This is a genomic window from Kitasatospora sp. NPDC015120 (assembly GCF_043080305.1).
Classification (GTDB): Bacteria; Actinomycetota; Actinomycetes; order Streptomycetales; family Streptomycetaceae; genus Kitasatospora.
In genome coordinates, this window is record NZ_JBIBVJ010000012.1 from 206,507 (window position 1) to 229,259 (window position 22,753).

The 22,753-nt window shown below is 73.6% G+C and carries 20 protein-coding genes and 1 other RNA gene; 4 read left to right on the forward strand and 17 right to left on the reverse strand.

All coding sequences use genetic code 11. The features are described 5' to 3' along the window. Positions 1-199: 199 nt before the first annotated feature. The 6 genes from ACF1AK_RS25390 to ftsE all read right to left on the reverse strand — a co-directional run bounded on the left by ACF1AK_RS25390 (position 200) and on the right by ftsE (position 6,584). Entirely contained in the window at positions 200-2,515 is a 2,316-nt protein-coding gene (locus ACF1AK_RS25390) for a HelD family protein (RefSeq protein ID WP_391501109.1), read from the reverse strand. 130 nt (positions 2,516-2,645) lie between these two features. Further along, positions 2,646-3,027, reverse strand: a transfer-messenger RNA (tmRNA) gene (ssrA, locus tag ACF1AK_RS25395). Positions 3,028-3,115: 88 nt separating this feature from the next. Further along, positions 3,116-3,592, reverse strand: a complete 477-nt coding sequence (smpB, locus tag ACF1AK_RS25400) for an SsrA-binding protein SmpB (RefSeq protein ID WP_391501110.1) — start codon at positions 3,590-3,592, stop codon at positions 3,116-3,118. Positions 3,593-3,636: 44 nt separating this feature from the next. Continuing rightward, positions 3,637-4,785 carry a S41 family peptidase gene (locus ACF1AK_RS25405; RefSeq protein WP_391501111.1) on the reverse strand — a complete coding sequence of 383 codons (1,149 nt, stop codon included), beginning with the start codon at positions 4,783-4,785 and terminating at the stop codon, positions 3,637-3,639. 121 nt (positions 4,786-4,906) lie between these two features. Beyond that, a complete protein-coding gene (gene ftsX, locus ACF1AK_RS25410) occupies positions 4,907-5,818 on the reverse strand; it encodes a permease-like cell division protein FtsX (protein WP_391501112.1) in 912 nt (303 codons plus the stop codon). A 76-nt stretch (positions 5,819-5,894) separates the two neighbouring features. Next, positions 5,895-6,584 (reverse strand): cell division ATP-binding protein FtsE, encoded by a 690-nt coding sequence (gene ftsE, locus ACF1AK_RS25415; protein ID WP_380297594.1) that lies wholly within the window; start codon positions 6,582-6,584, stop codon positions 5,895-5,897. 349 nt (positions 6,585-6,933) lie between these two features. On the opposite strand from ftsE, the gene ACF1AK_RS25420 reads away from it, so the two are divergent. Beyond that, the gene (locus ACF1AK_RS25420; RefSeq protein ID WP_344325125.1) at positions 6,934-7,128 is read left to right on the forward strand and encodes a hypothetical protein; all 195 of its coding nucleotides are present in this window, start codon (positions 6,934-6,936) and stop codon (positions 7,126-7,128) included. A gap of 75 nt (positions 7,129-7,203) precedes the next feature. On the opposite strand, the gene prfB is transcribed toward ACF1AK_RS25420, so the two are convergent. The 4 genes from prfB to ACF1AK_RS25440 all read right to left on the reverse strand — a co-directional run bounded on the left by prfB (position 7,204) and on the right by ACF1AK_RS25440 (position 13,132). Next, positions 7,204-8,316, reverse strand: a complete 1,113-nt coding sequence (gene prfB / locus ACF1AK_RS25425) for a peptide chain release factor 2 (RefSeq protein ID WP_391501113.1) — start codon at positions 8,314-8,316, stop codon at positions 7,204-7,206. A 125-nt stretch (positions 8,317-8,441) separates the two neighbouring features. Next, positions 8,442-9,701, reverse strand: a complete 1,260-nt coding sequence (locus ACF1AK_RS25430) for a serine/threonine-protein kinase (protein ID WP_391501114.1) — start codon at positions 9,699-9,701, stop codon at positions 8,442-8,444. A 240-nt stretch (positions 9,702-9,941) separates the two neighbouring features. Then, positions 9,942-11,126 (reverse strand): ricin-type beta-trefoil lectin domain protein, encoded by a 1,185-nt coding sequence (locus ACF1AK_RS25435; protein WP_391501115.1) that lies wholly within the window; start codon positions 11,124-11,126, stop codon positions 9,942-9,944. Between the two features lie 65 nt (positions 11,127-11,191). Next, the gene (locus tag ACF1AK_RS25440; RefSeq protein ID WP_391501116.1) at positions 11,192-13,132 is read right to left on the reverse strand and encodes a protein kinase; all 1,941 of its coding nucleotides are present in this window, start codon (positions 13,130-13,132) and stop codon (positions 11,192-11,194) included. A 422-nt stretch (positions 13,133-13,554) separates the two neighbouring features. On the opposite strand from ACF1AK_RS25440, the gene ACF1AK_RS25445 reads away from it, so the two are divergent. After that, positions 13,555-16,374, forward strand: a complete 2,820-nt coding sequence (locus tag ACF1AK_RS25445; protein WP_391501117.1) for an FtsK/SpoIIIE domain-containing protein — start codon at positions 13,555-13,557, stop codon at positions 16,372-16,374. A 137-nt stretch (positions 16,375-16,511) separates the two neighbouring features. On the opposite strand, the gene ACF1AK_RS25450 is transcribed toward ACF1AK_RS25445, so the two are convergent. Further along, positions 16,512-16,727 carry a DUF397 domain-containing protein gene (locus ACF1AK_RS25450; protein WP_391501118.1) on the reverse strand — a complete coding sequence of 72 codons (216 nt, stop codon included), beginning with the start codon at positions 16,725-16,727 and terminating at the stop codon, positions 16,512-16,514. After that, positions 16,724-17,608, reverse strand: coding sequence for a helix-turn-helix domain-containing protein (locus tag ACF1AK_RS25455; RefSeq protein ID WP_391501119.1), 885 nt, complete (start codon positions 17,606-17,608; stop codon positions 16,724-16,726). The genes ACF1AK_RS25450 and ACF1AK_RS25455 overlap by 4 nt, the downstream gene beginning before the upstream one ends. Positions 17,609-17,848: 240 nt before the next feature. Here ACF1AK_RS25455 and ACF1AK_RS25460 point away from each other — a divergent pair, with 240 nt between their 5' ends. Further along, the gene (locus ACF1AK_RS25460; RefSeq protein ID WP_391501120.1) at positions 17,849-18,286 is read left to right on the forward strand and encodes an ATP-binding protein; all 438 of its coding nucleotides are present in this window, start codon (positions 17,849-17,851) and stop codon (positions 18,284-18,286) included. A gap of 394 nt (positions 18,287-18,680) precedes the next feature. Continuing rightward, positions 18,681-19,460, forward strand: a complete 780-nt coding sequence (locus tag ACF1AK_RS25465) for a hypothetical protein (RefSeq protein WP_391501121.1) — start codon at positions 18,681-18,683, stop codon at positions 19,458-19,460. A 57-nt stretch (positions 19,461-19,517) separates the two neighbouring features. Here ACF1AK_RS25465 and ACF1AK_RS25470 read toward each other — a convergent pair whose 3' ends face one another. The 5 genes from ACF1AK_RS25470 to ACF1AK_RS25490 all read right to left on the reverse strand — a co-directional run bounded on the left by ACF1AK_RS25470 (position 19,518) and on the right by ACF1AK_RS25490 (position 22,752). After that, positions 19,518-19,988: a hypothetical protein gene (locus ACF1AK_RS25470; protein WP_391501122.1), complete on the reverse strand. Its 471-nt coding sequence runs from the start codon at positions 19,986-19,988 to the stop codon at positions 19,518-19,520. Positions 19,989-20,234: 246 nt separating this feature from the next. Continuing rightward, the gene (locus tag ACF1AK_RS25475) at positions 20,235-20,540 is read right to left on the reverse strand and encodes an XRE family transcriptional regulator (RefSeq protein WP_391501123.1); all 306 of its coding nucleotides are present in this window, start codon (positions 20,538-20,540) and stop codon (positions 20,235-20,237) included. Positions 20,541-20,547: 7 nt separating this feature from the next. Beyond that, the gene (locus tag ACF1AK_RS25480) at positions 20,548-20,913 is read right to left on the reverse strand and encodes a type II toxin-antitoxin system RelE/ParE family toxin (protein ID WP_391501124.1); all 366 of its coding nucleotides are present in this window, start codon (positions 20,911-20,913) and stop codon (positions 20,548-20,550) included. A 160-nt stretch (positions 20,914-21,073) separates the two neighbouring features. After that, the gene (locus ACF1AK_RS25485; protein ID WP_391501125.1) at positions 21,074-22,126 is read right to left on the reverse strand and encodes a CU044_5270 family protein; all 1,053 of its coding nucleotides are present in this window, start codon (positions 22,124-22,126) and stop codon (positions 21,074-21,076) included. After that, a complete protein-coding gene (locus tag ACF1AK_RS25490) occupies positions 22,123-22,752 on the reverse strand; it encodes an RNA polymerase sigma factor (protein WP_391501126.1) in 630 nt (209 codons plus the stop codon). Before ACF1AK_RS25490 ends, ACF1AK_RS25485 begins: the two co-directional genes overlap by 4 nt. Position 22,753 lies beyond the last annotated feature (1 nt).

The following is a 22,753-nucleotide window of genomic DNA, read 5'->3' on the forward strand; positions in this document are numbered from 1 at the left end:
ACACCGGCTCGATCCAAGCCCCCGGGCCCAACCTTCGTCCCTTCGAGGGACCACTTGCCGCGAGGCGAGCATGGCGGGTCGGTGTCGTAGCTTCTGAAGGCCCCTCACCCGCCGGGTGGGGGGCCTTCGCCGTGGTCACGCGCCGTGGTCACGGCCGGTCGGGGGCGTGCGGCCGGCCGCACGCCCCCCGGCCCCGGCGTCAGTCGCGCAGCAGCGCGGGCACCCCGGCCGCGTCCGGCAGGTCGTCCGGACCGGACAGCACGGTCAGCCGCTGGGTCGCCCGGGTCAGCGCCACGTACAGCACCCGCAGGCCCGCCTCCGACTCGCCGGCGATCCCGGTCGGGTCGGCCACCACGGTCGCGTCGTACTCCAGGCCCTTGGCCTCCAGGCTGCCCAGCGCCACCACCCGTTCGCCCAGCCCCTCGGCCCAGCCCGCCGCCTCGGCCCGCCGGTCCATCGGCACCACCACGGCCACCGTGCCGTCCACCTCGCCGAGCAGCCGCTCCAGCTCGGCCCGGGCGGCCGCGCCGAAGGCCTGCGGCGAGGGGTCGGTGACGGCCGCGAAGCGCGGCTCGACGCCCACCTCGCGCACCGCGCTCGGCGACGGCGTGCCGGGCGCGGCCAGTGCCAGCACCTTGGCCGCCACCTCGGCGATCTCGGCGGGGTTGCGGTAGTTCACGGTCAGCGTGAAGCGGCGGCGCGGCTTGCCGGACAGCACCTCGTCCAGCGCGGCCTGCGCCTCCTCCGGGAACGGCCAGGAGGACTGCGCCGGGTCGCCGACGATGGTCCAGGTGGCCATCCGGGAGCGGCGGCCGATCATCCGCCACTGCATCGGGGTGAGGTCCTGCGCCTCGTCGACGATCACGTGCGCGTACTCGACGCGCTCGACGGGCACCCGCTCGCGCTGCCGGGCGGAGCGGTCGGCGAAGGTGGTGACCTCCTCCAGGCCGCTCAGCAGGTCCACCGCGTCCACCTCGCGGACCTTCGGGCGGGCCGGCTCGCCGAGCAGCACCTGCAGTTCGTCCACCAGCGCCACGTCGTGCGCCGACAGCGCGCCCTCGCCGCGCTCCGACAGGTGCCGCCAGGACGCCGCCAGCACCCTCGCCTCCTCCGGGGTGACCGCGCGGCGGGCGATCCGGTTGATGTGCCGGGCCTGCTTCAGGGTGCCGAGCACCCGGCGCGGGGTGACCGCGGGCCACCAGGCGTCCAGGAAGTCCAGGAACGGCGCCTCGTCCGAGACGTACTCGTCGAAGGCCTCCTTCTCCTCCTGGCGCTGCTCACGGGCGTAGTGGTCGGCGGGCCTGGGCAGGTGCCGGGTGGCCTGCTGCCAGAGCGCGTCCAGCAGCAGCCGGCGGGCGCGCGGGCGCAGCAGGTTGAGCGGGGTGCCGCCGGAGCCGACGACGTTGCCGCGCACCGCCTTGAGCCGGCCCGCGTCCAGCCTCAGCACCTCGCCGCGGGCGACCACCTTCAGCTCCTGCGGCGCGCCCAGTTCCAGCGCGGCCCGGGCGGCCCGGCGCAGCAGCTGGACCATCCGCGCCGAGCCCTTGATCCGGGCCGCCTCCGGGGTGTCGTAGGTGCCCGCCTCGATGCCGTCGACCAGCGAGCCGACCGCGCGGATGGCGACCTGGCCCTCCTCGCCGAGCGAGGGCAGCACGCCCTCGGTGTAGGAGACCAGCAGCGGGGTCGGCGAGACCACCAGGATGCCCCCGGCGTAGCGGCGGCGGTCCTGGTAGAGCAGGAAGGCCGCCCGGTGCAGCGCCACCGCGGTCTTGCCGGTGCCGGGGCCGCCGGTGACCAGGGTGGCGCCGGCCGCGGCGGCGCGGATGACCTCGTCCTGCTCCCTCTGGATGGAGGAGACGATGTCGCGCATCGAGTGGCTGCGGGCCCGGCCGAGCGAGGCCATCAGCGCGCCGTCGCCGACCACCGCCAGTTCCTCGCCGTCCAGGGTGGGGGTGAGGTCGGGACGCAGCAGGTCGTCCTCGACGCCGATCACCTTGCGGCCCTTGGAGCGGATCACCCGGCGCCGGACGACCCGGCCGGGCTCCAGCGGGGTGGAACGGTAGAACGGCGCCGCGGCCGGGGCCCGCCAGTCGATCACCAGCGGACCGTACTCGGCGTCCAGCACCCCGAGCCTGCCGATGTGCAGGGTCTCGGCGACGGCCGGGTCGGCCGGGTCGAGCGGGGTGTTGGAGGGGATGCCGTGCTCCTCCGGGGCGTCGGCCCGCTGGAGGTCGATGCGGCCGAACAGGAAGTCCTCGAACTCGTTGTTGAGCCGCTGGAGGTGGGCGCCGGCCCGGTACACCTGGGCGTCGCGCTCGGCGAGCGCGCCGGGGGTGCCGACGTGCACGCGCTTGGCGGCGTCCTCCAGGATGTACTCGGCCTCGGCGAGCTTCTCCTCCAGCCGCCGGTAGACGGTGTCGAGGTGACGCTGCTCGCCGGCGATCTCGCGCTCGCGCACGGTCTCGTGGTCGGTGGCGGCGGTGTCCGTGGTGCTGGTGTCCGTGTTGCTCTGCATGGCCTCGGTGGTTGCGGCGGAATCCGGCTCCGGGAAACGAGCGGACGGACGATCCTACGCCCCGGCCGCGGGAAACGTGAAGGCCGCCCTCCGCAACGCGGTGGACGGCCTTCACAGTGTGAACATGGGGTGGTGGAGATGCCGGGAATCGAACCCGGGTCCAGTGGAGTCAATTCAGGGCTTCTCCGAGCGCAGTCCGCTGTGCTTTTCTCGGCCCTGGCGGTCACACGGACAAGCCGCCAACAGGCCCAGCTGCTGTTTGATTTCCCGTCCGCCCCCGCAGCCCGGGCGGACGGTTGAGTTCCCTAGATTATGCCAGGGTCCGGGTCGGGAACCCCCCGGTCTGACACCCAAGCGCTATCGGTGCTTATTAGGCAGCGAGAGCGAACTGCTGGGAATCGCGCTTAGAGTTGGCGATTATTTTTTTGCGACACGTGGTTAACGAGATCATTGCCGCGTTCCTCGGCTCGCTTCCCCTGTTTCAACATCCCCTGTCGAAACCGATCATCCCCATGTTTTGTTGAGAAACAGCGCGGACGGTCTCCCGTCCGTGGTGCTGGGCCCCATGGTACGCGAGGCGACCAGCGAGGGTCCAGCCGATTAACGCTGGCGCCGCCGGGCGGCCGCCACCGCGCGCGCGGTCTCGCGGATGTCCTGCTTCTCGCGCAGGGTCTGCCGCTTGTCGTACAGCTTCTTGCCGACCGCGAGCGCCAGTTCGAGCTTCACCCGGCCGTCCTTGAAGTAGAGCGAGAGCGGGACGAGGGTGTGGCCGGCGTCCCGGACCTTCGTCTCGATCTTGCGGATCTCCAGCTTGTGCAGCAGCAGCTTGCGCTTGCGCCGGGCCGCGTGGTTGGTCCACGTCCCCTGGGTGTACTCGGGGATGAAGACGTTGTCGATCCACGCCTCGTGGTTCTGGATGTAGGCGTAGCCGTCGACCAGGTTGGCCCGCCCCTCGCGCAGTGACTTCACCTCCGTGCCGGTGAGCACGAGACCGCACTCGTAGGTGTCGAGGATGGTGTACTCGTGTCGCGCCTTCTTGTTCTGCGCGATCAGCTTGTGTCCGGTTTCCTTTGCCATAGCGCGGTCATTCTCGCACCTCCGCCCGGTGCCGAGCAGCCCCTTTACGCACGCGTCCCGAGACCGGCCAGGACCCGCAGCGCCAGCGCCGCGGCGTCCTCGGAGGCGTCCGCCGGGACGTCCGGGGCCAGCCCGGTGCCCTCCGGGGAGCGGCCGGCCGGGGTGTAGTAGCGGCCGACGGTCAGTTCCAGCACCGCGCCGTCGGCGAGCCGGCTGGGCTGCTGGACGGTGCCCTTGCCGAAGGTGCGCCCGCCCACCACCACCGCCCGGCCGCGGTCCTGGAGGGCGCCGGTGAGCAGTTCGGCGGCGCTCATCGTGCCGCCGTCGACCAGCACCACCAGCGGGGTGCGCTGGTCGCCGCCGGGCGGGGCGGTCAGCTCCCGGACGCCCCCGCGGTCCTGGTACGAGCCGACCGGGCCGCCGTCCAGGAAGACTCCGGCGGTGCCGGCCGCCTCGTCGACCAGCCCGCCGGAGTTGCCGCGCAGGTCGAGCACCACGCCGGCCCGTGCGCCGCGCACGGCGGCGCGCACCTGCTCGGCCACACCGGAGGTGAAGGCCCGCACCGCGATCCGCACCGCGCCGCCCGCCAGGTGCTCCACGGTCACCTGCTGGCTGTCCAGCAGGGCGCGGCGCAGCCGGACCTCGCGCTCCTCGCCGTCCTGGCGCTGCACGGCCAGGACCACCTCCGAGCCTGGCCGGCGCTCGGCGCCCTCGCGTCCGCGCAGCCGGGCGACCACCTCGGTGACCGGCAGCCGGTCCGCCGGGTCGTCGCCGATCCGCAGCAGCCGGTCGCCTGCCGCGATCCCGGCGGCCGCCGCCGGCCCTGCGGTCAGCACCTGGGAGACGGTGGTGACGCCGTCCTCGCCGCGGCCCACGGACAGGCCCACGCCGAGGTAGCGGCCGTCCAGGCCCTGGCTGAACTCGGCGTACTCCTGGGCGCTGTAGTACGCGCCCCAGCGGTCGCCGGTGGCACCGATCAGGTGCTCGGCCTGCTGCTCGGAGAGGTCGGCGCCGGCCGGGTCCTGGCCGGCGCCGATGGTCGCGGCGGCGGCCCGGGCGGTGTCGGCCGACGGCGGACGCGGCGTCACGCCGGGCTCGCCCCAGGCGCCGGTGGCGGCCCCGGCCAGCAGGACCACGCCGAACACCAGGCTGAGGGTGGCCAGCTGACGTACCGCGCGGGGAGAGACGGGCATGGACCGGAGTCTAGAACCTCCCGGAAACGCCGCAGCCCGGAAGCGGCGGCGGCGGAACGCCGGCGGCCCCGGACGGCGCAGTGCCGTCCGGGGCCGCCGGGCCGTGCGGGTCGTCGCGGACTCAGACCTTGAGGTACTTGCGGAGGGTGAAGAAGGCCGCGATGCCGGCCATGCCCATACCCACCACGACCAGCAGCGGTATCACCGCCAGCACCGAGGACAGGCCGATGAAGTGGATGAACTGCACCCGCTCGGCGAGCCAGTTCTGGACGAAGAAGTGGCCGCAGAGCAGCAGGCCGGAGGCCATCACCGCACCGAGCAGCGCGGAGAACGCGGCCTCCGCGATGAACGGCATCTGCACGTAGAAGTTCGAGGCGCCGACCAGGCGCATGATGCCGGTCTCGCGCCGCCTGCTGTACGCCGACACCCGGACGGTGTTGACGATCAGCAGCAGGGCGACGAAGAGCATCAGCACCATGATGACGAAGGCCGCCGTCTGGAGGCCGTTCAGCAGGCCGAAGAGGTTCTCCAGGATCTTGCGCTGGTCCTCGACCGACTTCACGCCGGGCTTGCCGGCGAAGGCGCTCTGGATGACGTCGTACTTGGTCGGGTCCTTGAGCTTCACCCGCCAGGACTGCGGGATGGCCTCCGGGCCGAGGACGGAGATGAGCGGGTTGTCCGGGTTCATCTCCTTCCAGTGCTTGTACGCCTCGGCGGAGTTCTCGAAGGTCGAGGACTGCACCACCGAGTCCATCTTGTCGAGCTGGGTCTTGATGTCGGCGATCTGCTGGTCGGTGGCCGCGCCCTTGTCGCACTGGGGCGAGTTCCGGGCGTCGGCCTTGGTGCAGAAGTAGATGCTCACCTCGACCTTGTCGTACCAGTACCCCTTCATCGAGTTGACCTGGTCGCGGACCAGGAGGGAGGCACCGGCGAGGGCGAGGGAGAGCGCGACGCTGACGACGACCGCGATGGTCATCGTCAGGTTGCGGCGGAGACCCACACCGATCTCCGACAGGACGAACTGGGCGCGCATGCGTTCAACAACTCCAGGGTCGGTACTGCTGGTCGGGCGAGGCGGGCGGGCGGCCCACGGGGTCAGCGCCGAGCGGTCAGTGCTGGTACCCGTAGACGCCGCGGGCCTGGTCGCGGACCAGCAGCCCCTTGTCGAGCTCGATGACGCGCTTGCGCATCTGGTCGACGATGGCCTGGTCGTGGGTGGCCATCAGCACGGTGGTGCCGGTGCGGTTGATCCGGTCGAGCAGCTTCATGATGCCGACCGAGTTCTGCGGGTCGAGGTTGCCGGTGGGCTCGTCCGCGATCAGCAGCATGGGGCGGTTGACGAACGCCCGGGCGATCGCCACGCGCTGCTGCTCACCACCGGACAGCTCGCCCGGCATGCGGTCCTCCTTGCCGCCGAGGCCGACCAGGTCGAGCACCTCGGGCACCACCTTGCCGATGGCGCTCTTCGGCTTGCCGATGACCTCCAGCGCGAACGCGACGTTCTGCGCGACCGTCTTGTTGGGCAGCAGGCGGAAGTCCTGGAAGACGGTGCCCAGCTGGCGGCGCATGTGCGGCACCTTCCAGTTGGACAGCTTGCCGAGGTCCTTGCCCAGGACGTGCACCTCGCCGCTGCTGGGGCGCTCCTCCCGCAGGCACAGGCGCAGGAAGGTGGACTTGCCCGAGCCGGACGAGCCGACCAGGAAGACGAACTCACCCTTCTCGATCTCCAGCGAGACGTTGTCCAGGGCGGGACGGTTCTGCTTGGGATAGGTCTTGGAGACGTTGTCGAATCTGATCACGGCTGCATCACGGAGGCCATCCTAGGCGGCGCCAGTCCTGGGTCGGTCCGCCCCTCGGCATGCCCGGCCCGGGGCGGGCGAGGGGAGCGGAACGGCCGCTCCCGGCTTGGGACCATACGCGAACGGGCGCCCGGCCCGCAGGTTCGGCCGCGACAGGGGCGCGGGGCCGGGGGAGAATGCCCCGGTATGCCCCGAAAATTGGGAGCCATCTCACAGCCCGGGGGCCGGAACGCCCGGAACCTGGCACAGTGGAGGGTGCGGTCGGGCACGACCGCTCCGCCGCACAGGGCACGAGAAGGAACCAAGGCCCGGTCCGGTGCGTTTGCAGTAGCAGCGAGGAGGAGATCGCATGACCTGCGACCATCTGGTGTGCGCCCACTGCAACGGCCGCGTCAGCGAGGGCCGCTGTCCCGCGTGCCGTGCCACCCGGGCCCGGCTGCAGGAGCAGCAGGGCCCGTTCGCCGCGCTCTCCCCCGCGATGCTGCTGGCCGTGCTGGCCGGACTGCTCGCGGTGGCGCTGATCGCGCGGCAGGCGCTGGCCTGAGACGTACGTGCACGCGAAGGCCCCCGACCGGTGAACCGGTCGGGGGCCTTCGCTCTTCCGTCGTACGGGCCGCCGCTACTGCGCGGCGGTCTCGCGCTGCTTCCTCCAGCGGATGCCGGCCTCGATGAAGCCGTCGATGTCGCCGTCCAGCACGCCCTGCGGGTTGCCGACCTCGAACTCGGTGCGGACGTCCTTGACCATCTGGTACGGGTGCAGCACGTAGGAGCGCATCTGGTTGCCCCAGGAGCTGCCGCTGTCCTTGAGCGCGTCCATCGCCGCCTTCTCCTCCTGGCGGCGCCGCTCCAGCAGCTTGGCCTGGAGGACGTTCATCGCGGACGCCTTGTTCTGGATCTGCGAGCGCTCGTTCTGGCAGGACACCACGATGCCGGTCGGCAGGTGCGTGATGCGCACCGCCGAGTCGGTGGTGTTGACGCCCTGGCCGCCGGGGCCGGAGGCGCGGTAGACGTCCACCCGCAGGTCCGACTCGTCGATGTCGACGTGGTCGGACTGCTCGACGACCGGGAGCACCTCGACACCGGCGAACGAGGTCTGCCGGCGGCCCTGGTTGTCGAACGGGGAGATGCGGACCAGGCGGTGCGTGCCCTGCTCCACCGAGAGGGTGCCGTAGGCGTACGGGGCCTTGACGGTGAAGGTCGCGGACTTGATGCCGGCCTCCTCCGCGTACGAGGTGTCGTACACCTCGGTGGGGTACCCGTGCCGCTCGGCCCAGCGCAGGTACATGCGCATCAGCTGCTCGGCGAAGTCGGCGGCGTCCACGCCACCGGCCTCGGCGCGGATGTTGATCAGCGCCTCGCGGGCGTCGTACTCGCCCGACAGGAGGGTGCGGACCTCCAGCTCCTCGACCGCCTTGGCGACGGACGTCAGCTCGGCCTCGGCCTCGGCGCGGGTGTCCGCGTCGTCCTCGGCCTCGGCCAGCTCGAACAGGACGCCCAGGTCTTCGATGCGGCCGCGCAGGCTCTCGACCCTGCGCAGTTCGCCCTGGAGGAAGGAGAGCCTGCTGGTCACCTTCTGCGCGTTCGCGAGGTCGTCCCACAGGTCGGGGGCGGCTGCCTCCTCCTCCAGACGCGCGATGTCGGCCCGGATCTTGTCCAGGTCGAGGACGGCCTCGATCGACCCCATGGTCGTTTCGAGGTTCTTGAGCTCTTCGGAAGGATCGACGGCTGCCACGCCCCCAGGGTAATGGTTCCCGGGGGGCTTCTGACGACCGCGGGGGCGTCCGGTCCGCGCACGACCCGCCCGCGGGCCCCCTCCGGGCCTCCCCCGGGCCTCCGAAGGGCCCTGCCGGCGGCCCGCTACGGGGCCCGTGGCGCCGTGGGGACGGTGGCCGGGCGGGGGCCGGAGCCGGGGTCCGGGGCGCTGGCGGCGAAGGCGGTCCAGGCCGCGGCGGCGCCGGCCAGCAGCAGGACCACCGCCAGCAGCACGGCCAGCACCCGGCGGCGGCGCAGCAGCGCCCGGCGGTCCCGGCGGTGGGCCGCGCCCGGGGCGGTGCGCTGGGCCCGCGACTCGGCCGCGTAGGAGGCCAGCTCGTGCGCGGAGGGGCGGCGCAGGCTGGTGTGGGTGTCCCGGGTGGAGTCCGGGGCGGTGCCGGGCACCAGCGGGACGGCCGGGCCGCGGCGGCGCTTGTGGGTGCCGGGCGCGGCGTCCACCTCGGCGTACACCGCCTCGCCCGGGGTCAGCTGCTCCTCGACGGGCGCCCGGCCCTGCTGCGGGACGGCCAGCACCGGCAGCCCGGCCAGCGCGGGCAGCTGCTCGCGCAGCCGGGAGGCCAGCTCGGCGGCGCGCAGCCGGGAGGCGGGGGCCTTGGCCAGGCACTCGGCGATGATCCGCCACAGGCCGTCGGGCAGGCCGGGGATCGGCGGCACCTGCTCGGTGACGTGCCGGCGCAGCACCGCGCCGGTGTGGCCGCCGCCGAACGGGGTGAAGCCGGCCAGCAGCTCGTAGAGCACGGTGGCGAGGGCGTAGATGTCGACGGCGGCGCGCGGTTCCAGGCCCTCGATGATCTCGGGGGCGAGGTAGTCGGGGGTGCCGATGATCCGGGTGGCGCGGGTGCGGCGCGGGGCGTCGACCAGCCGGGCCACGCCGAAGTCGGTCAGCTTGGCGCGCGGGGCGCCGCCGGGGCCGGGGGCGGCGGTGAGGTCGAGCAGGACGTTCTCCGGCTTGACGTCCCGGTGCACGATGCCGGCCGCGTGCGCGGCGGCCAGGCCGTCGGCGACGTCGGCGATGACCGAGGCGGCGAGCTGCGGGGGCAGGGCTCCGTCGCGCTCCAGCCGGGAGCGCAGGTCGGTGCCCTGGACGAGCTCCATCACCAGGGCGAGGTCGCTGCCGTCGACGACCATGTCGCGCACGCCGACCACCCGGGGGTGGTCGAGGCTGGTCAGCGCGGCGCGTTCCTGGACGAAGCGGCCGACCAGCACCTGGTCGGCGGCCAGGTCCTCGCGCAGCAGCTTGACCGCGACCGGACCGTCCGGGCCCTCGCCCAGCCAGACCGTCCCGGCCGAGCCCCGGCCGATCACCTGGTGGACGGTGTAGCGGCTGCCGATCTTGCGTGCCAATGCTGCTCCGTGGGCGGCGGGAGCGCTCCGGGAGGGTCCGGGGCGCTCGGTGGGGCGGGACAACAGCGACCAACCTACGCGCCCGAACGCCCTCCGCGGGCCGCCTGGGGCGCCTGGCGGGTACCGGACGGCGGGAAATCTCGTGAATTGTCGATAAAGAGCCAATCCTGTCGTGCGGCCCGGGCGGGTGCCGGCGGGGCGGGCGGTCCGGGACGGCGACGCCCCGTCCCGGGCGCTGCGTCAGACCACGGTGGCCGGCAGCGTCCAGCGCTGCCCCGGTGATCCGTCGCAGCCGGCCAGATCGGCACCGCCGCCCGGCACGGACCCGGCCGCAGGGTCGCGCAGGCAGCCCGCCGCGCCCTGGTTCCAGAGCGCGCCGGCCAGGCCGGCCAGCCAGACGTGGTACGGGGAGCCGTTGCACGGATTGAGCGAGGCCGCGTTGCCGTTGGTGCCCAGGCACTTGCCCGCGTGCCGCAGCGTGCCGTCGGTCTCGACCGTCCACCGCTGGTCGGCAGAGCCGTCGCAGGGCAGCAGGGCGACCGGCTCGGGGCCGCCCGCCACGGTGCCGGGCAGGTCCGCCAGGCACTGGCCGCCGGGGGCGCCGACCGGCCCGGTCGGGCGGCCCGGGCGGACGTCGGTGGAGAAGGAGTCGGTGCGCAGTCCGGCGCCGCCGCTCCAGAGCTCGAAGCCCGCCTCGATCGAGACCAGGTACCAGGAGGGGTCGACGACCCCCCGGGCCACCGCGTCCCGGACGAAGGCCCGCAGGTCGAGGTCGGTGACCGAGGTGGTCGGCGTCTGCGCCTGGTAGGCGACCATCGGCCACTGCCGGCCGTTGGCGGCGATGGTCAGCTGCCAGCTGGTGTACCCGGCCCCGGCCACGTACGCGGTGGACCCCGTGGGGCCGGCCCCGGCCGGGCGGCGGTCCAGCCAGATCATCAGCTCGGCCCCGTCCGGCTGGCCGTTCGCCGCCGGGGTGGCCGGGGTGGTGTGGAACCACAGGTCGTACGCCACGTTGAAGTCCCCGCCGGCGGGCAGCGTGGTGGACCAGCTGCTGGTCGCCCGGCCCAGCTCGGAGACCCGCAGCGGCAGCGCGCTGCCGGTGGAACAGGTGTTCCAGTGGCAGCCGTCGAAGATCTCCGGGTAGGCGACCGGGCCGGCCGGCGGGCTCGCCGAGGCGTTCGACGACAGCACCGTGAACCCGGGGCCGCCGTCGGTGCCCAGGCACATGGCCGTGCCGGGGCCGTAGGCGTTGTTGTCCACCACGTACCGGCCGCCCGCCACCGGCACCGTCTCGTACTGCCCGCAGTGCGGCGTCCACGCCGCACCGGCCGCCGCCGGTCCGGCCGGCAGCAGCGCCCCCGCGACGGCGAGCAGAGCGCCCAGCAGGGCCGCTCCCCACCGGCCGGACGTGTGTCGCACCTTCATCGAAAGCCCCCCGGGACCGGTTGTCCTGCTGTGTGCTCTTCGTGGTTCCTCGCGCGCGTCCCCGGTCAGTTCTTCGCGCTGCTGAAGATGTCCGTCACCCAGTCCTTCGCGCTGGTGAACCAGTCCTGCACGTCGGCCCAGTACTCGGGCAGCGGGGTGAAGTTCCACAGCGCCACCACGGCCAGCGCCAGCACCAGCAGCACCATCAGACAGCCCTTCAGGCAGCCCAGGCCCGGGATGTACATCCGGTTGCGGCTGCGCGGGCGCGGCTCGCGGCGCGGCGCCTCCCGGGGCGCCTCGCGCGGCGGCTCGGCGCGGCGCTGCGGGGGCTCGCGGTGCTGCGGCGCGGGCGGCTCGGCCCGGCGCGGCGGGGCGGCGGGGGCCGCCTGCTGCGGGGCGGGACGCTGCGGGGCCGCCGGGGGCTGCTGCTGCCGCTGCCGGCCGCCGTACGGCGGGGCCGGCTGCGGGGGCTGGTTGTAGCCGCCGGGCGGCTGCGGGCGGCCGTCCGGACCTCCCTGGCCGCCGTGGCCGCCCTGGTAGGGCGGCGGCGCGACCGGGGGGCGCTGGGCGTAGCCGGGCGGCGGGGCCTGCCGGTAGCCGCCGGGCGGCTGCTGGCCGGGGTGCTGACCCGGGTGGCCCTGGTGCCGGCCCGGCTGCTGGTAGCCCTGCGGGGCGCCCTGGGGCGGGCGGCCGGCCGCCCCGGCCTGGTAGGGCGGCGGCGCGACCGGCGGGGCCTCGAAGTCCTCGGGCCCGAAGTAGGCGATCTCGGTCTGCTGGTTGCGGTCCCGGGCCGCCCGCAGCTGGGTCTGCCACGGGTGCGGGGTCTCGGCCTGCGGCGGGCCGGGCGGGGGCGGGGGCACCGCGGCGGGCGGCATCACCCGGGTCGCGGCCGCCGGATCGAACGGGGGCGGCTGGGTGCCCATCACCCGGGTCGCGGCCGCCGGGTCGTACTGCTGCCCCTGGCCGGGCCGGTCCTGCTGACCGGGCTGCTGGCCGGCCGGGAGCACCTGGGTGCGGTCCTCGGCGCCGGACGGCACGCCCCCCGGCAGCCCCCCGGGCACGCCCACCGGCGCGCCCGGCACGGCGGCCGGCTGCGGGTCGGGCGCGAGCAGCGCGCCGACGGCGAGCGCCGCGTCCACGGCCGCCGGGGAGGCGTGCACGCCCACCCCGGCCGCGACCACCCGCAGGGCGCCCGCCAGCGACACCGCGCTCGGCCGCTGCGCCGGGTCCTTGCGCAGGCAGCGCTCGATCACCGTCCAGAGCGGCTCCGGCATGGTCGACGGCCGCTGTGGCTCCTGGGCGAGGTGCGCCTGGAGGATCGCCAGCGGATTGTCGCCCTGGAACGGCTGGCGGCCGGTGACCAGCTCGTACAGCATGATCCCGGCGCCGTAGACGTCCACCGCGGAGGTCTGCGGCCGGCCCTCGGCGGATTCCGGCGCGACGTACGCGGGGGTGCCGACGAACTCGTGGCTGCGGGTGATCCCCGGGGAGTCGGCGAGCCGGGCGATGCCGAAGTCGGTCAGCATCGGGTGCATCTGCTCGGTCGCGTCGACGACGGCGGTGGCGAGCAGCACGTTGGCCGGCTTGAGGTCGCGGTGCACGATGCCGTCGGCGTGGCTGGCGGCCAGCGCGTCGGCGACCTGGGCCATCAGCAGGGCGCCCGCGATCGGGCTGAACGGGCCCTGCTCGCGCAGGTAGCGGGCCAGGTCGGGGCCGTCCACGAGGTCCATCACCAGGGCCAGCAGCTCGCCCTCGACGACCAGGTCGCGGACCTTGACGATGTTCGGGTGGGTCAGCCGCAGCAGCACCGAGCGCTCCCGCAGGAAGCGCATCACGACGTCCGGGTCGGCGGCGAGCTCCTCGCGCAGGATCTTGATCGCCACCAGCTGCCCGGGCGCGCTGCCGGGTACCTCGACGTCGGCGCGGACCCGGCCGCGCCAGACGGTGCCGGTGGCTCCCCGTCCGAGGGTCTCCTCCAGCAGATACTTGCTGCCGACTGGCCGCACTCGCACTCCTCGTCGTGCCGCCCGCGCGGGGCGCTCCTCCGCCGGTGCGGTGAGCCTGCCGGGCCCGTGTTCCGGCCACTCTAACGGGGTCCGTGGACGTTTCGGAGGCGACCGGCAGGGGCGTTCGCCCGGGTTGGGGGACATCCCCTACGGGAAGACCCGGAGCGTTCGCGGACGGTTCCACGGCGGTCGCGGGCTCTGCCCTTCCGGGCGCCGGTTGACCTGATTCTCCGTCGCCTCCACCATGGCGATGATCGCAAGATCGTCAAATCCGGTACGGTGCGCGGACTGTCCGTGACGGATGGCAGGATGACACTCGCCACTCTTGTGGCCCAAGCGGTGTCGCGGCCATCCCCGCTCACCCGCAGCGGCCCGAGGCAGCGGCACAAGGCGTCACACCAGCAGAAGGGACCGCGGGCGAGATGCAGATCCGGCTGACCGTCCTCCGACCGCGCAGCGGCCCGGCAGCCGCCGGCTCCGCCATCCCCTATGTGGACGTGCTGGTCACCGCTCCCGTCGGCACCGCGCTCGGCTCCCTGGCGGGCGCCCTCGCGGGCGCCGTCGGCGTACGCGGGCCACGGGCGGCGACCCATGTGCACCTCTACGCCGGGGCCAACCGGGTGGACGAGCACACGCTGCTCGGCCACCCCCCGCTGCTCGACGGCGCCGTCCTCTCCCTGAACGAGCCGGACCCGACGGCCGACGACCCGGACGACACCCCGGCCGCCGCCGAGCTGCGCGTCGTCGGCGGACCCGACGCCGGCGGGGTGCACCGCCTGCACGGCCGGGAGATCCGGGTCGGCCGCTCCGGCGAGGCCGACGTCCCGGTCGACGACCCCGACGTCTCCCGGCTCCACCTCGCCCTGCACCTCGCCGACGACGGCACGGTGAGCGTCCGCGACCTCGGCTCCACCAACGGCACCACCGCCGACGGCCGGATCGTCCCGCCCGGCCCGCCCGAGGAGGCCGTCCCGCTGGACGGCACCGCCCTGCTGCGGATCGGCGAGACCACCCTGCGGGTCACCGCCCCGGAACCCCGGGACATCTCCGGGGCGCCCGTCCGCGCCGCGCTGCCCGACGGCCACGGCCACCTCCAGCTCGCCGCCCCGGCCCCGGTCCGCCCCGCGCCGCCCGCCGCCGAACCGCCCGCCGCCCCCGAACCGCCCGCCGGGCGCGGGCGCGGCCTGCTCTCGCTGCGGCTCGGCCGCTCCGCCGCCGAACCGGCCGAGGAGAGCGCCGAGCGCCACCACGCCGCCGTCCGCACCCGGCAGGCCGCCGCCCAGCGCGAGCGCTGGCCCGACCTCGCCACCCTGCTGCTCAACGCCCTCGGCCCCGGCCCCCGGCTCTGGGAGCGCGGCCCCGGCCACCCCGACGCGCTCACCCTGCGGCTCGGCACCGCCGACCGGCCCGGCGGCCCCGGCACCTCCCCCGGCACCGTGCTGCCCGCCGTGCCGGTCACCGTCGACCTCCAGACCGCCGGCAGCCTCGGTCTCAGCGGCCCGCGCGAACGCCTCGACGCGCTCACCCGCGCCGTCGTCGCCCAGCTCGCCGCCCTGCACCCGCCGACCGGGCTCAGCCTGGTCGTGGTCGACGCCGACCCGGCCCGCCCCCCGCAGGACCGCGCCGACACCTGGGCCTGGGCCCTGTGGCTGCCCCATCTGCGCCCCGCCGAGGGCCAGGACTGCCGGCTGCTGCTCGGCCTCGACGACGAGCAGGCCACCGCCCGGCTCACCGAACTCACCGCGCGGCTCAGCGGCCCGGTCGGCCTCGGCGGCCACCCCGCCACCGTCGTCGTGGTCGACGGCCGCCCGGGCACCGAGTCCGCCCGGCTGGCGCTGGACCTGCTGCTGCGCCAGGGCCCGGCCGTCGGCATCTTCCCGGTCTGCCTCGCCGAACAGCCCGAACTGCTGCCCCGCGGCCTCGGCGCCACCGCGCTGATCACCGGCGAGGTCGGCACCCAGCTCTCGCTCGACCGCCCGGGGCCGGTCACCCGCGGCCGCGAGACCCTGCACGAGGTCTCCCTGGACGCGGTCTCGGACGCCTGGGCCGAGCGGCTCGCCCGCGTCCTCGCCCCGCTGCGCGAGGCCGCCCCGGCCAACCGCGGGCCGCTGCCGGACGCGCTGCGCCTGCTCGACCTGCTCCAGCTGGACACCGTCACCCCGGCCAAGCTCTCCGCCCGCTGGGCCGCGCACGCCGGCGGCATCGGCGCCGCCACCGCCCTGCTCGGCACCACCCGCGACGAGCTGTGCGTGCTCGACCTCGCCGACCCCGAGCTCGCCCTCCCCTCCCCCGACCCGGGCGGCCCCCACCTGCTGATCGGCGGCGCCCGCGGCTCCGGGAAGACCGAGCTGCTGCGCACCCTGGTCGCCTCGCTGGCCGCCTCCGAGCGGCCCGAACGGCTCGCCGTCAGCATCGTCGAGGGGCGGGCCACCGAGGACGGCCTCGCCGGGTGCAGCGAACTGCCGCACGTCACCGGCCGGGTCAACGCCGCCGCCGACCCGCGCGCCGCGCTGCTCGCCGCCGAGGCGCTGGAGGACGAACTGGCGCTGCGCGAGCAGCTCTTCGACGGGCTGGACTTCGCCTCCTGGCACGCCGCCCGCATCCTCGACGGCGAGCCCGTCCCGGTCCCCGCCACCGTCGGCGCCCCGGCCGCCCCGGCCGCCACCCCCCGCGTCATCCACCCGCGCAGCCCCGACTCCCCCGGCGCCGCGGCGGCCGCCCCCGCCGCCGGGCCGTGCCCGCCGCGCCTCGTCGTCGTGGTCGACGACTACGACGCCCTGCTCTCCCCCACCTCCCCGGTCGGCCGGCCGCTGGCCCGCGCCCTCGCCGCCGTCGCCCGCCGCGGCGGCCCGCTCGGCATCCACCTCGCCGTCACCACCGGCCGGCCCGACGAGACCACCGGCACCGAGGTCGACGAGGCCGCCCTGCTGCGCATCGCCCTGCGCACCGACGACCCGGCCGACTCCGACCTCCTCATCCACCTCGGCGACGCCGCCGCCCTCCCCGAGACCACCCCGGGCCGCGGCTACCTCCGTCTCCCCGACGGCGGCGTCACCGCCTTCCAGACCGCCCGCATCAGCGGCCGCATCCCCCGCACCGCCACCCTGCGCCCCACCGTCGTCGCCATCGACCCCCTCACCCTCGGCGCCCCACCCGCCCGCCGCCCCGTCCGCGAACTGGGCAACGGCCCCACCGACCTCGCCCTCCTCGCCAGCGCCCTCCAACGCGCCGCGGCCCGCTGAGGCTTCGAGGGGATGGAAGAAAACAGAGAAGTGATTGACCAGGCCCTGGCCGCGCCCCGGATGGGTCACGGCCAGGGAGGAATCGAAACGAACAGCGGGCCCGCGTCCAAGGACGCGGGCCCGCCGATGAAGAACACTCACTCGCCGGCGCAGAACTCCCCCGCACGGACACCCGCGACGAAGGCCGCCCAAGCATCGGGCGCGAACAGGAGAGTGGCGCCTAGAGGGTCCTTGGAGTCACGAACGGGGAGCACCCCGGGCACTCCGTCCGCGACCTCGATGCACTCGTTGTCGGGCCCACTGAACGTGCTCTTCCTCCACCTGGCCAAAGAGTGGTCAAAGGGCTGGGTCATGCGCCGAACTCCTTGATCGAGTTGATCAGTTCCAGGGATTCCACAGGTGAAAGCGCCTTGGTTCGAACATCGTCCCAGAGCCCCTGATACGCCTCCACCTCCTTCACGCCCTCAAGCCACATCGATCCCGACGGGTTGTCCAGGAGGACGACATCCATCGCCGCCTCGGACGGGAACCCGAGAATCACATATGGTCCCGCCATGCTGGCGTGCGCTCCGACCCGGAACGGAACCACCTGGACGGTCACGTTTGGCATGCCCGCCGATCTCGCCAGGTGGTCGAGCTGCGCCTTCATGACGTCCCGGCCACCGACCTGCTGGCGCAGCGCCCCCTCGGCCAGAACCACCCAGACCGACAGCGGGTCCTCGGCGGTCAATCGGTTCTGGCGTATCAACCTGACTGTGACGAACTGCTCGATCTCCTCCGGCTTCTTCCACCGCCGCCCAGCCACCGTGAGCGCACGCGCGTAGTCCGGCGTCTGCAACAACGCGGGGATCATCTGGCTCTGGAAGGTCCGCACCGACGATGCGGCAGCCTCCAACTCGATGAAGTCGCGGTAGGTGTCGGCGAGTACATCGCCATACTCGCTCCACCAGCCGCTCCCGCGTCGCCGCTTGTTCGCCGCGCGAGCCAGCTCGGCGAGACGCGCTTGAACTGCCTGTTCATCGACTCCGTACAGGCGGAGCATCGCGGTGAGATCAGGGCCCCGCACCGGGCTGCGGCCGTTCTCGATTCGCGAGATCTTGCCCTTGGTGCAGTCCAGTTCGACGGCGACCGCCGCCGTCGTCAGGCCGGCGCGCTCCCGCATGGTACGCAGCTCATCGCCCAACTGCCGCCCCAGCACCGTCGATGGCGCACTCGATGGACGCTCTCCCTGCATTCGACCCCCTCTGATCGACAGCCAGTCTGCACCCCGAGCAGCTCATGGAAAGCCAATTCACCGTTTCTCCGGGAAACGTTGCAAACGATCTAGAAACCAGAGCATGCTACGTGGAGTAGACGGTTGCAGCACAAAGCGTAATCGCTGCGGTCGACGACCGGGCATCCCTATGCCCAATACCTGCCTCCGGGCTGCCAGTTCGCCCGGACATCCCTCAACCCCACCGGAGGTGGCTCCCCCATGCCCGGAACCGACAGGCCCACCGACCCCACGGCCGCCCGCGACGCCTGGTTCCCCCGCTCCCGCAGATCGGCGTGGCTCGCGCGGCGGATGCTGCGCGAGTTGCTCGACACCGTGCCGGGTGGCCAGGACTTCCTGGAGGTGGGCGAGTTGCTCACCTCGGAGCTGGTCGGCAACGCCGTGCTGCACTCGGGGATGCCGGGTCGCCTGATCCGGGTGTCCTTCGACGTCGATGACACCCGCCTGCGCATCGAGGTGCACGACGCGAGCGACCACCCTCCCGTCCCCCGACGGCCGGCCGCGACCGACGGCTGCGGCCGCGGCCTGCTCCTGGTCCAGGCCCTCTCCCTCGCCTGGGGCCACTCCCCCCGCCCCAACGGCATCGGCAAGGTCGTCTGGTGCGAGTGCGGCCCCCACCCCATCGGAGCCGCCACATGACCCCGATCCCCCAGGGTGAGGCCGAGGGCCACCGCCCTCGGCCTCACCCCAAACCAAAGGTCACCGCCGAGTTCAGCTTGGCGCCCCACCTGCATGCAGAGGTCGACCCCATCCGTCAGCCCACCATCTCTCAGCACTGCGACAGTTGACGGAGAGTGGGGCAGGACAGCGACAGCAGGCTTCGACCCGCAGGACACCCGAGAACCGTACTGCACCCCTCCAGTACTTCGCACTCTGCGTGGTGGATGTGCTACGTTCCGCATTATCAACAGAACATAGAAGACCCCGGCGGTGCTACCAACACCCCGGGGCCCGGCACCAGGAGCAAGACCTCCAGATGCAGATTCATCGTAGCGCCCACGCGCGCTCATTCACCGTGCTTCCCAACGGCCTGTTGCAGGATCGCCGCCTCAGTTACACCGCGCGCGGGCTGCTCGCCGATCTGCTCTCCCGGCGTGATGGCTGGCGCGAGGACGGGCGGCACATGGCGGACACCAGCACCCAGGGGCGCGGCGCCGTCCGGCGGGCGCTCAAGGAGCTCACCGAGGCCGGGTACTACCGGGTCGTCCGCGTCCGGCTGGCCGACGGGACCATTCGGTCCGAGGCCCACGTCTTCGACGTCCCGCAACGCGCGGCACCGGGTGTCGCCCGTCCGGTCGCCGGTGGGCGGGAGACCGGCCGCACTGACGCCCTTCCTGAAAAGAACCCGGAAGAAGTACCCACCCTCCCCGTCGAGTTGCCCGACGAGCAGACCCGGGCGGCGGTGGCGGCGCTCTTCCGCGCGATCCGCCCCGAACCGCGTCTGCGGCTCGGCGAGCCCGAGGCGCGGACGCTCGCACCGCTCGTCGGCCAGTGGCTCGAACGCGGCAGCACCGCCGTGGAGTTGGCCCATGCCCTGCTCCCGGGCCTGCCTTCACCCCTGCATTCGCCCGTCGCGATCCTCCGCGACCGCCTCCAGCGCAAGCTGCCACCCCCACGCGCCGAGGCCGCTCCCCCGGCCTACGCCGAGTGCCCCGGCTGCCATGACCCGGTTCCCCGCCCCGGCCTCTGCCGCGCCTGCGCCGGCCTCGTGCCCAGACCGGCCGCCCCCGTCGAATCGACCACCGCCGGCGTTGCCCGCGCCCGCGCTGCCCTCCGAGGGCAACGCGGCCTCACCACGGCACCCGGCTGTTGAGAACGGCCCCGGGGTCCCCCGAACCCCGGGGCCGCGTCCACCCCCGCTACCTGCCGGTCAGCAGGGCACCACGGCGTCGAGAGTGACCGGCGTGGACCCCCAGCCCGGCTTGGTGACGCTGAAGCTGCCGTGCACGGTGGAACCGCAGGCCACGGTCCCGCCGACGCCGCGCACGGGGGTCTGGGTGAGGTTGAACCGCGTCCACTTGTTGACCGTGCCGAGCGAGGCACCGCCCACGACCTCGCCGGAGAGCACGGTCACCAGGTCCTCGGGCTGCGGGTACGGGCCGCCCGGGCTCGGCGGACCGGCCAGGTAGATCCAGCCCACCAGCTGCACGTCACTGCCGTTCACCTCGGCACAGAGCCAGGTCGCCAGCCCGGCCTGCAGCTTGGTCGAGCTGCAGATCTCCGTCGTGGCGGTCGCACCCGTCGCACCGGCCTGGGCGGCACTCGCCTGGGTCGGCGCCGCCAGCATCGCCACCGCACCGGCAGCACCGGCCAACGCCAGGGCGAGTCGGTTCGTTCGCATCGTCCTACTCCTCCTCCGGGGAATGCCATACGTGACATTTCACATATGGCATGACGACACCCTGGCATGCCTCTCGAAGGCCCGCAGGCGATCGTCCCGAGGAACCGATCATCGGACCGGAATGCGGCCTTCGATGGCGCGATCATCACCGGTTGACACAAGGGGCAGCCGTGCGGTTGAGGCACCCGGAGACGCCTGTGGGGCCCGCTTGCAGCGGGCCCCACAGCTTCGCTCGACGCCTCCGCGCTACTGGATAACCAGCTGGCGGTCGCCGAAATCGGCGACCAGGCGAAGCCGGCCGCCAAGGGCTTCCACATAGGCGCGGATCGTGGCAAGCGCCGCGGCGTCGAGTTCGCCCTTCTCCAGGCGGGAAACGTTCGGCTGGGTCACGCCGATGATCTCGGCGACCTCAACCTGGGTGAGCGCCTGCTCCTTGCGGATCTCCGCGAGCCGGTAGGCGCGGACCTCGGCGTCCAGCTTGGCGCGATGCGTGGCGACCCGGGCTTCATCGGAAACAACCTCGGGCCGGACCTCTTTCCAGGACCTGGCCATTTTCTCCTCATCTTCCCCTGAGTGCTTCGAGGTGCTCGTCGAAGCGGGCATCGGCGACCGGGATGTTCTCGTCGTACCACCTGTTCCAGGCGCCGGTCTTGTCACCAGCGACCAGGAGGATGGCTTCGCGATCGGGGTCGAAGGCGAAAAGGATGCGGATCTCGGTCTCACTGCTCGTGCGAGGCCGCAGCTCTTTCATGTTGTGATGCTTCGACCTTTTGATCCGGTCGACAAGCGGTCGGCCCAAGGTGGGCCCATCGGCCTCAAGCTTGTCGATGGCTGCCGCAACCTGGTCGGCGATCCCCGGCTCCTCCTCGCTGAGCCGAACGAGCCAGGCATCGACCTCTTCATGTAACGAGACTTCCCATGCCACGCCCAGAGTATGCGCTACAAGCTATATGCGGCACAAGTTATTCCCGAGGGTGGCCCGACGGGACCGGCAGACCACAGGCACCGTCCGCCGGACGACACCGTGGGGCCCGCTACGAGCGGGCCCCACGGCTTCACCTGTCCTTCGGAGGAGCCGTCGCGGCTCAGGCGTTCTTCTGCCCGGGCTCCTCCCCCGGCTGGTCGACGACTCCGCGGCCGAGGACGGCGGAGTGGCCGATCACCGTGCCGGGCTTGCCCGTCTCGCTGCCCTCGCCGACGACCACCTCGCGCTCGCCGAGGAACTCGTGGGTCTTCGGGTCGAAGATCCACTCGGTGCGGGTGCCGGCGTTCACGTGCGCGACGGCCACGCCGTGGCGGCCGGAGGCGTCCACCGAGTCGTCCACCGCGGTGACGCCGGGGATCTTCGCGGCGGCGCGGTAGAGCGCGGCGCTGACCGCCGGCGGGGCGAGCTGCTCGCGCAGCAGGTCGCCGATGGTCGCGAAGGCCTCCTGGTCGGGGGTCTGCCCCTGGCCCTTGGTCTCGGCGTAGATCTTCTTCAGCAGCGCGTCCGGGTCGGTCGGCAGCCCGGCCAGGTACTCGTACGTCGGGGCGTTCAGGGACGGCCTGGCGTTGGGGTCGAGCCAGTGACCGCCGTCGGTGCGCGGCGCCGGCTCCCCGGGCTTGGTCTTCTCCGGGGCGATGGCCTTGCCGTCACCCCGCTCCTCCTTGAGGACGCCCCACTGGCCGCCGTCCACCGAGAACCAGGCCTGGCGGCGGTGGGCGGGGTCGACCTTCGACTCGCCGGTGGCCAGGTTGACGCTGGAGAACGCCACCAGGCTGTCCACGTACACGAACTGCTTCTTGCCCGGCTTCGGGTCGGGCTTGCCGGCCGCCGTGTCGGCGGCCTGGGTCAGCAGCTGCACGGCGCCCACGGGGGCGGCGTCCAGCGTGCCGGTGGTCTGCTGCGCGGCCTGCTGCTGCGGCGCCGGGGCGCCCTCGCCGCCGCCGCTGCTCAGCACCACCGCCAGTGCCAGTCCGCCCGCCAGTGCGGGCACCGCCACCCAGCCGAGCCTGCCGCGACGGGCCCGCGCGGGCTTCGTCTCCCGGATCTCACTCATCAGATGTCCCCTCAACAACCGGTGGCGGTCGGCGGAGAGCTCGGGCCTCGCCGGTCCCGGCACCAGCCGGTCCAGCTCGGCACGTTCGTCCTCGTTCATCGGTTCGTCTCCCGTGTCGACCGGGCCGCTCCGACGCGGCCAACCCGTACCTGTCCGGGGGCCGGGCGCGGTTCCCGCCCGTTCCTCAGCTCTTCCTCGGCGAGCGCTCGCAGCTTGGTACGGGCGCGCGAGAGCCGCGAACGCACCGTGCCGACCGGCACCCCCAGCGCCTCGGCCGCGCCCGCGTAGTCCAGCCCCGCCCACACGCAGAGCCCGAACACCTCCCGCTCGGCCGTGCGCAGCCGCCCGAGCGCCCGCCGGGCGGCGGCCAGCTGCGCGCTGTCGTCGAGCCGCCCCACCAGCTCGTCGGCGAAGTCCGGCACCGTCTCCCGGGGCGGCAGCCGTTCCATCGCCGCCCGGTGCCGGCGCGCCGTCCGGACGGTGTTCCGCAGGACGTTCGCCGCGATCCCGAACAGCCAGGGCCGCACCGCCCCGCCGTCGTCCCGCAGCTTGTGCCGCAGCCGCCACCCCTCCAGGAAGGTCAGCTGGACGACGTCCTCCGCGACCGCCCAGTCCCCGGTGGCCCGCACCGCGTAGCGGTACAGATCACCCGCCGTCTCGTCGAACAGCTCCCCGAACGCCCACTGATCGCCATCCCGTATCCGTCCCCGCTGCGACAACTCCACA

Bases quoted from the DNA above. Each gene is read 5' to 3' on its own strand.
- ACF1AK_RS25460 (WP_391501120.1), top strand. From the start codon at position 17,849: ATGCCCGGAACCGACAGGCCCACCGACCCCACGGCCGCCCGCGACGCC.
- ACF1AK_RS25405 (WP_391501111.1), bottom strand. From the start codon at position 4,785: ATGCCCGTCTCTCCCCGCGCGGTACGTCAGCTGGCCACCCTCAGCCTG.
- ACF1AK_RS25420 (WP_344325125.1), top strand. From the start codon at position 6,934: ATGACCTGCGACCATCTGGTGTGCGCCCACTGCAACGGCCGCGTCAGC.
- ftsX (WP_391501112.1), bottom strand. From the start codon at position 5,818: ATGCGCGCCCAGTTCGTCCTGTCGGAGATCGGTGTGGGTCTCCGCCGC.
- ACF1AK_RS25485 (WP_391501125.1), bottom strand. From the start codon at position 22,126: ATGAACGAGGACGAACGTGCCGAGCTGGACCGGCTGGTGCCGGGACCG.
- ACF1AK_RS25450 (WP_391501118.1), bottom strand. From the start codon at position 16,727: ATGACCCAGCCCTTTGACCACTCTTTGGCCAGGTGGAGGAAGAGCACG.
- ACF1AK_RS25435 (WP_391501115.1), bottom strand. From the start codon at position 11,126: ATGAAGGTGCGACACACGTCCGGCCGGTGGGGAGCGGCCCTGCTGGGC.
- ACF1AK_RS25470 (WP_391501122.1), bottom strand. From the start codon at position 19,988: ATGCGAACGAACCGACTCGCCCTGGCGTTGGCCGGTGCTGCCGGTGCG.
- ACF1AK_RS25455 (WP_391501119.1), bottom strand. From the start codon at position 17,608: ATGCAGGGAGAGCGTCCATCGAGTGCGCCATCGACGGTGCTGGGGCGG.
- ACF1AK_RS25475 (WP_391501123.1), bottom strand. From the start codon at position 20,540: ATGGCCAGGTCCTGGAAAGAGGTCCGGCCCGAGGTTGTTTCCGATGAA.
- smpB (WP_391501110.1), bottom strand. From the start codon at position 3,592: ATGGCAAAGGAAACCGGACACAAGCTGATCGCGCAGAACAAGAAGGCG.
- ACF1AK_RS25390 (WP_391501109.1), bottom strand. From the start codon at position 2,515: ATGCAGAGCAACACGGACACCAGCACCACGGACACCGCCGCCACCGAC.
- ACF1AK_RS25445 (WP_391501117.1), top strand. From the start codon at position 13,555: ATGCAGATCCGGCTGACCGTCCTCCGACCGCGCAGCGGCCCGGCAGCC.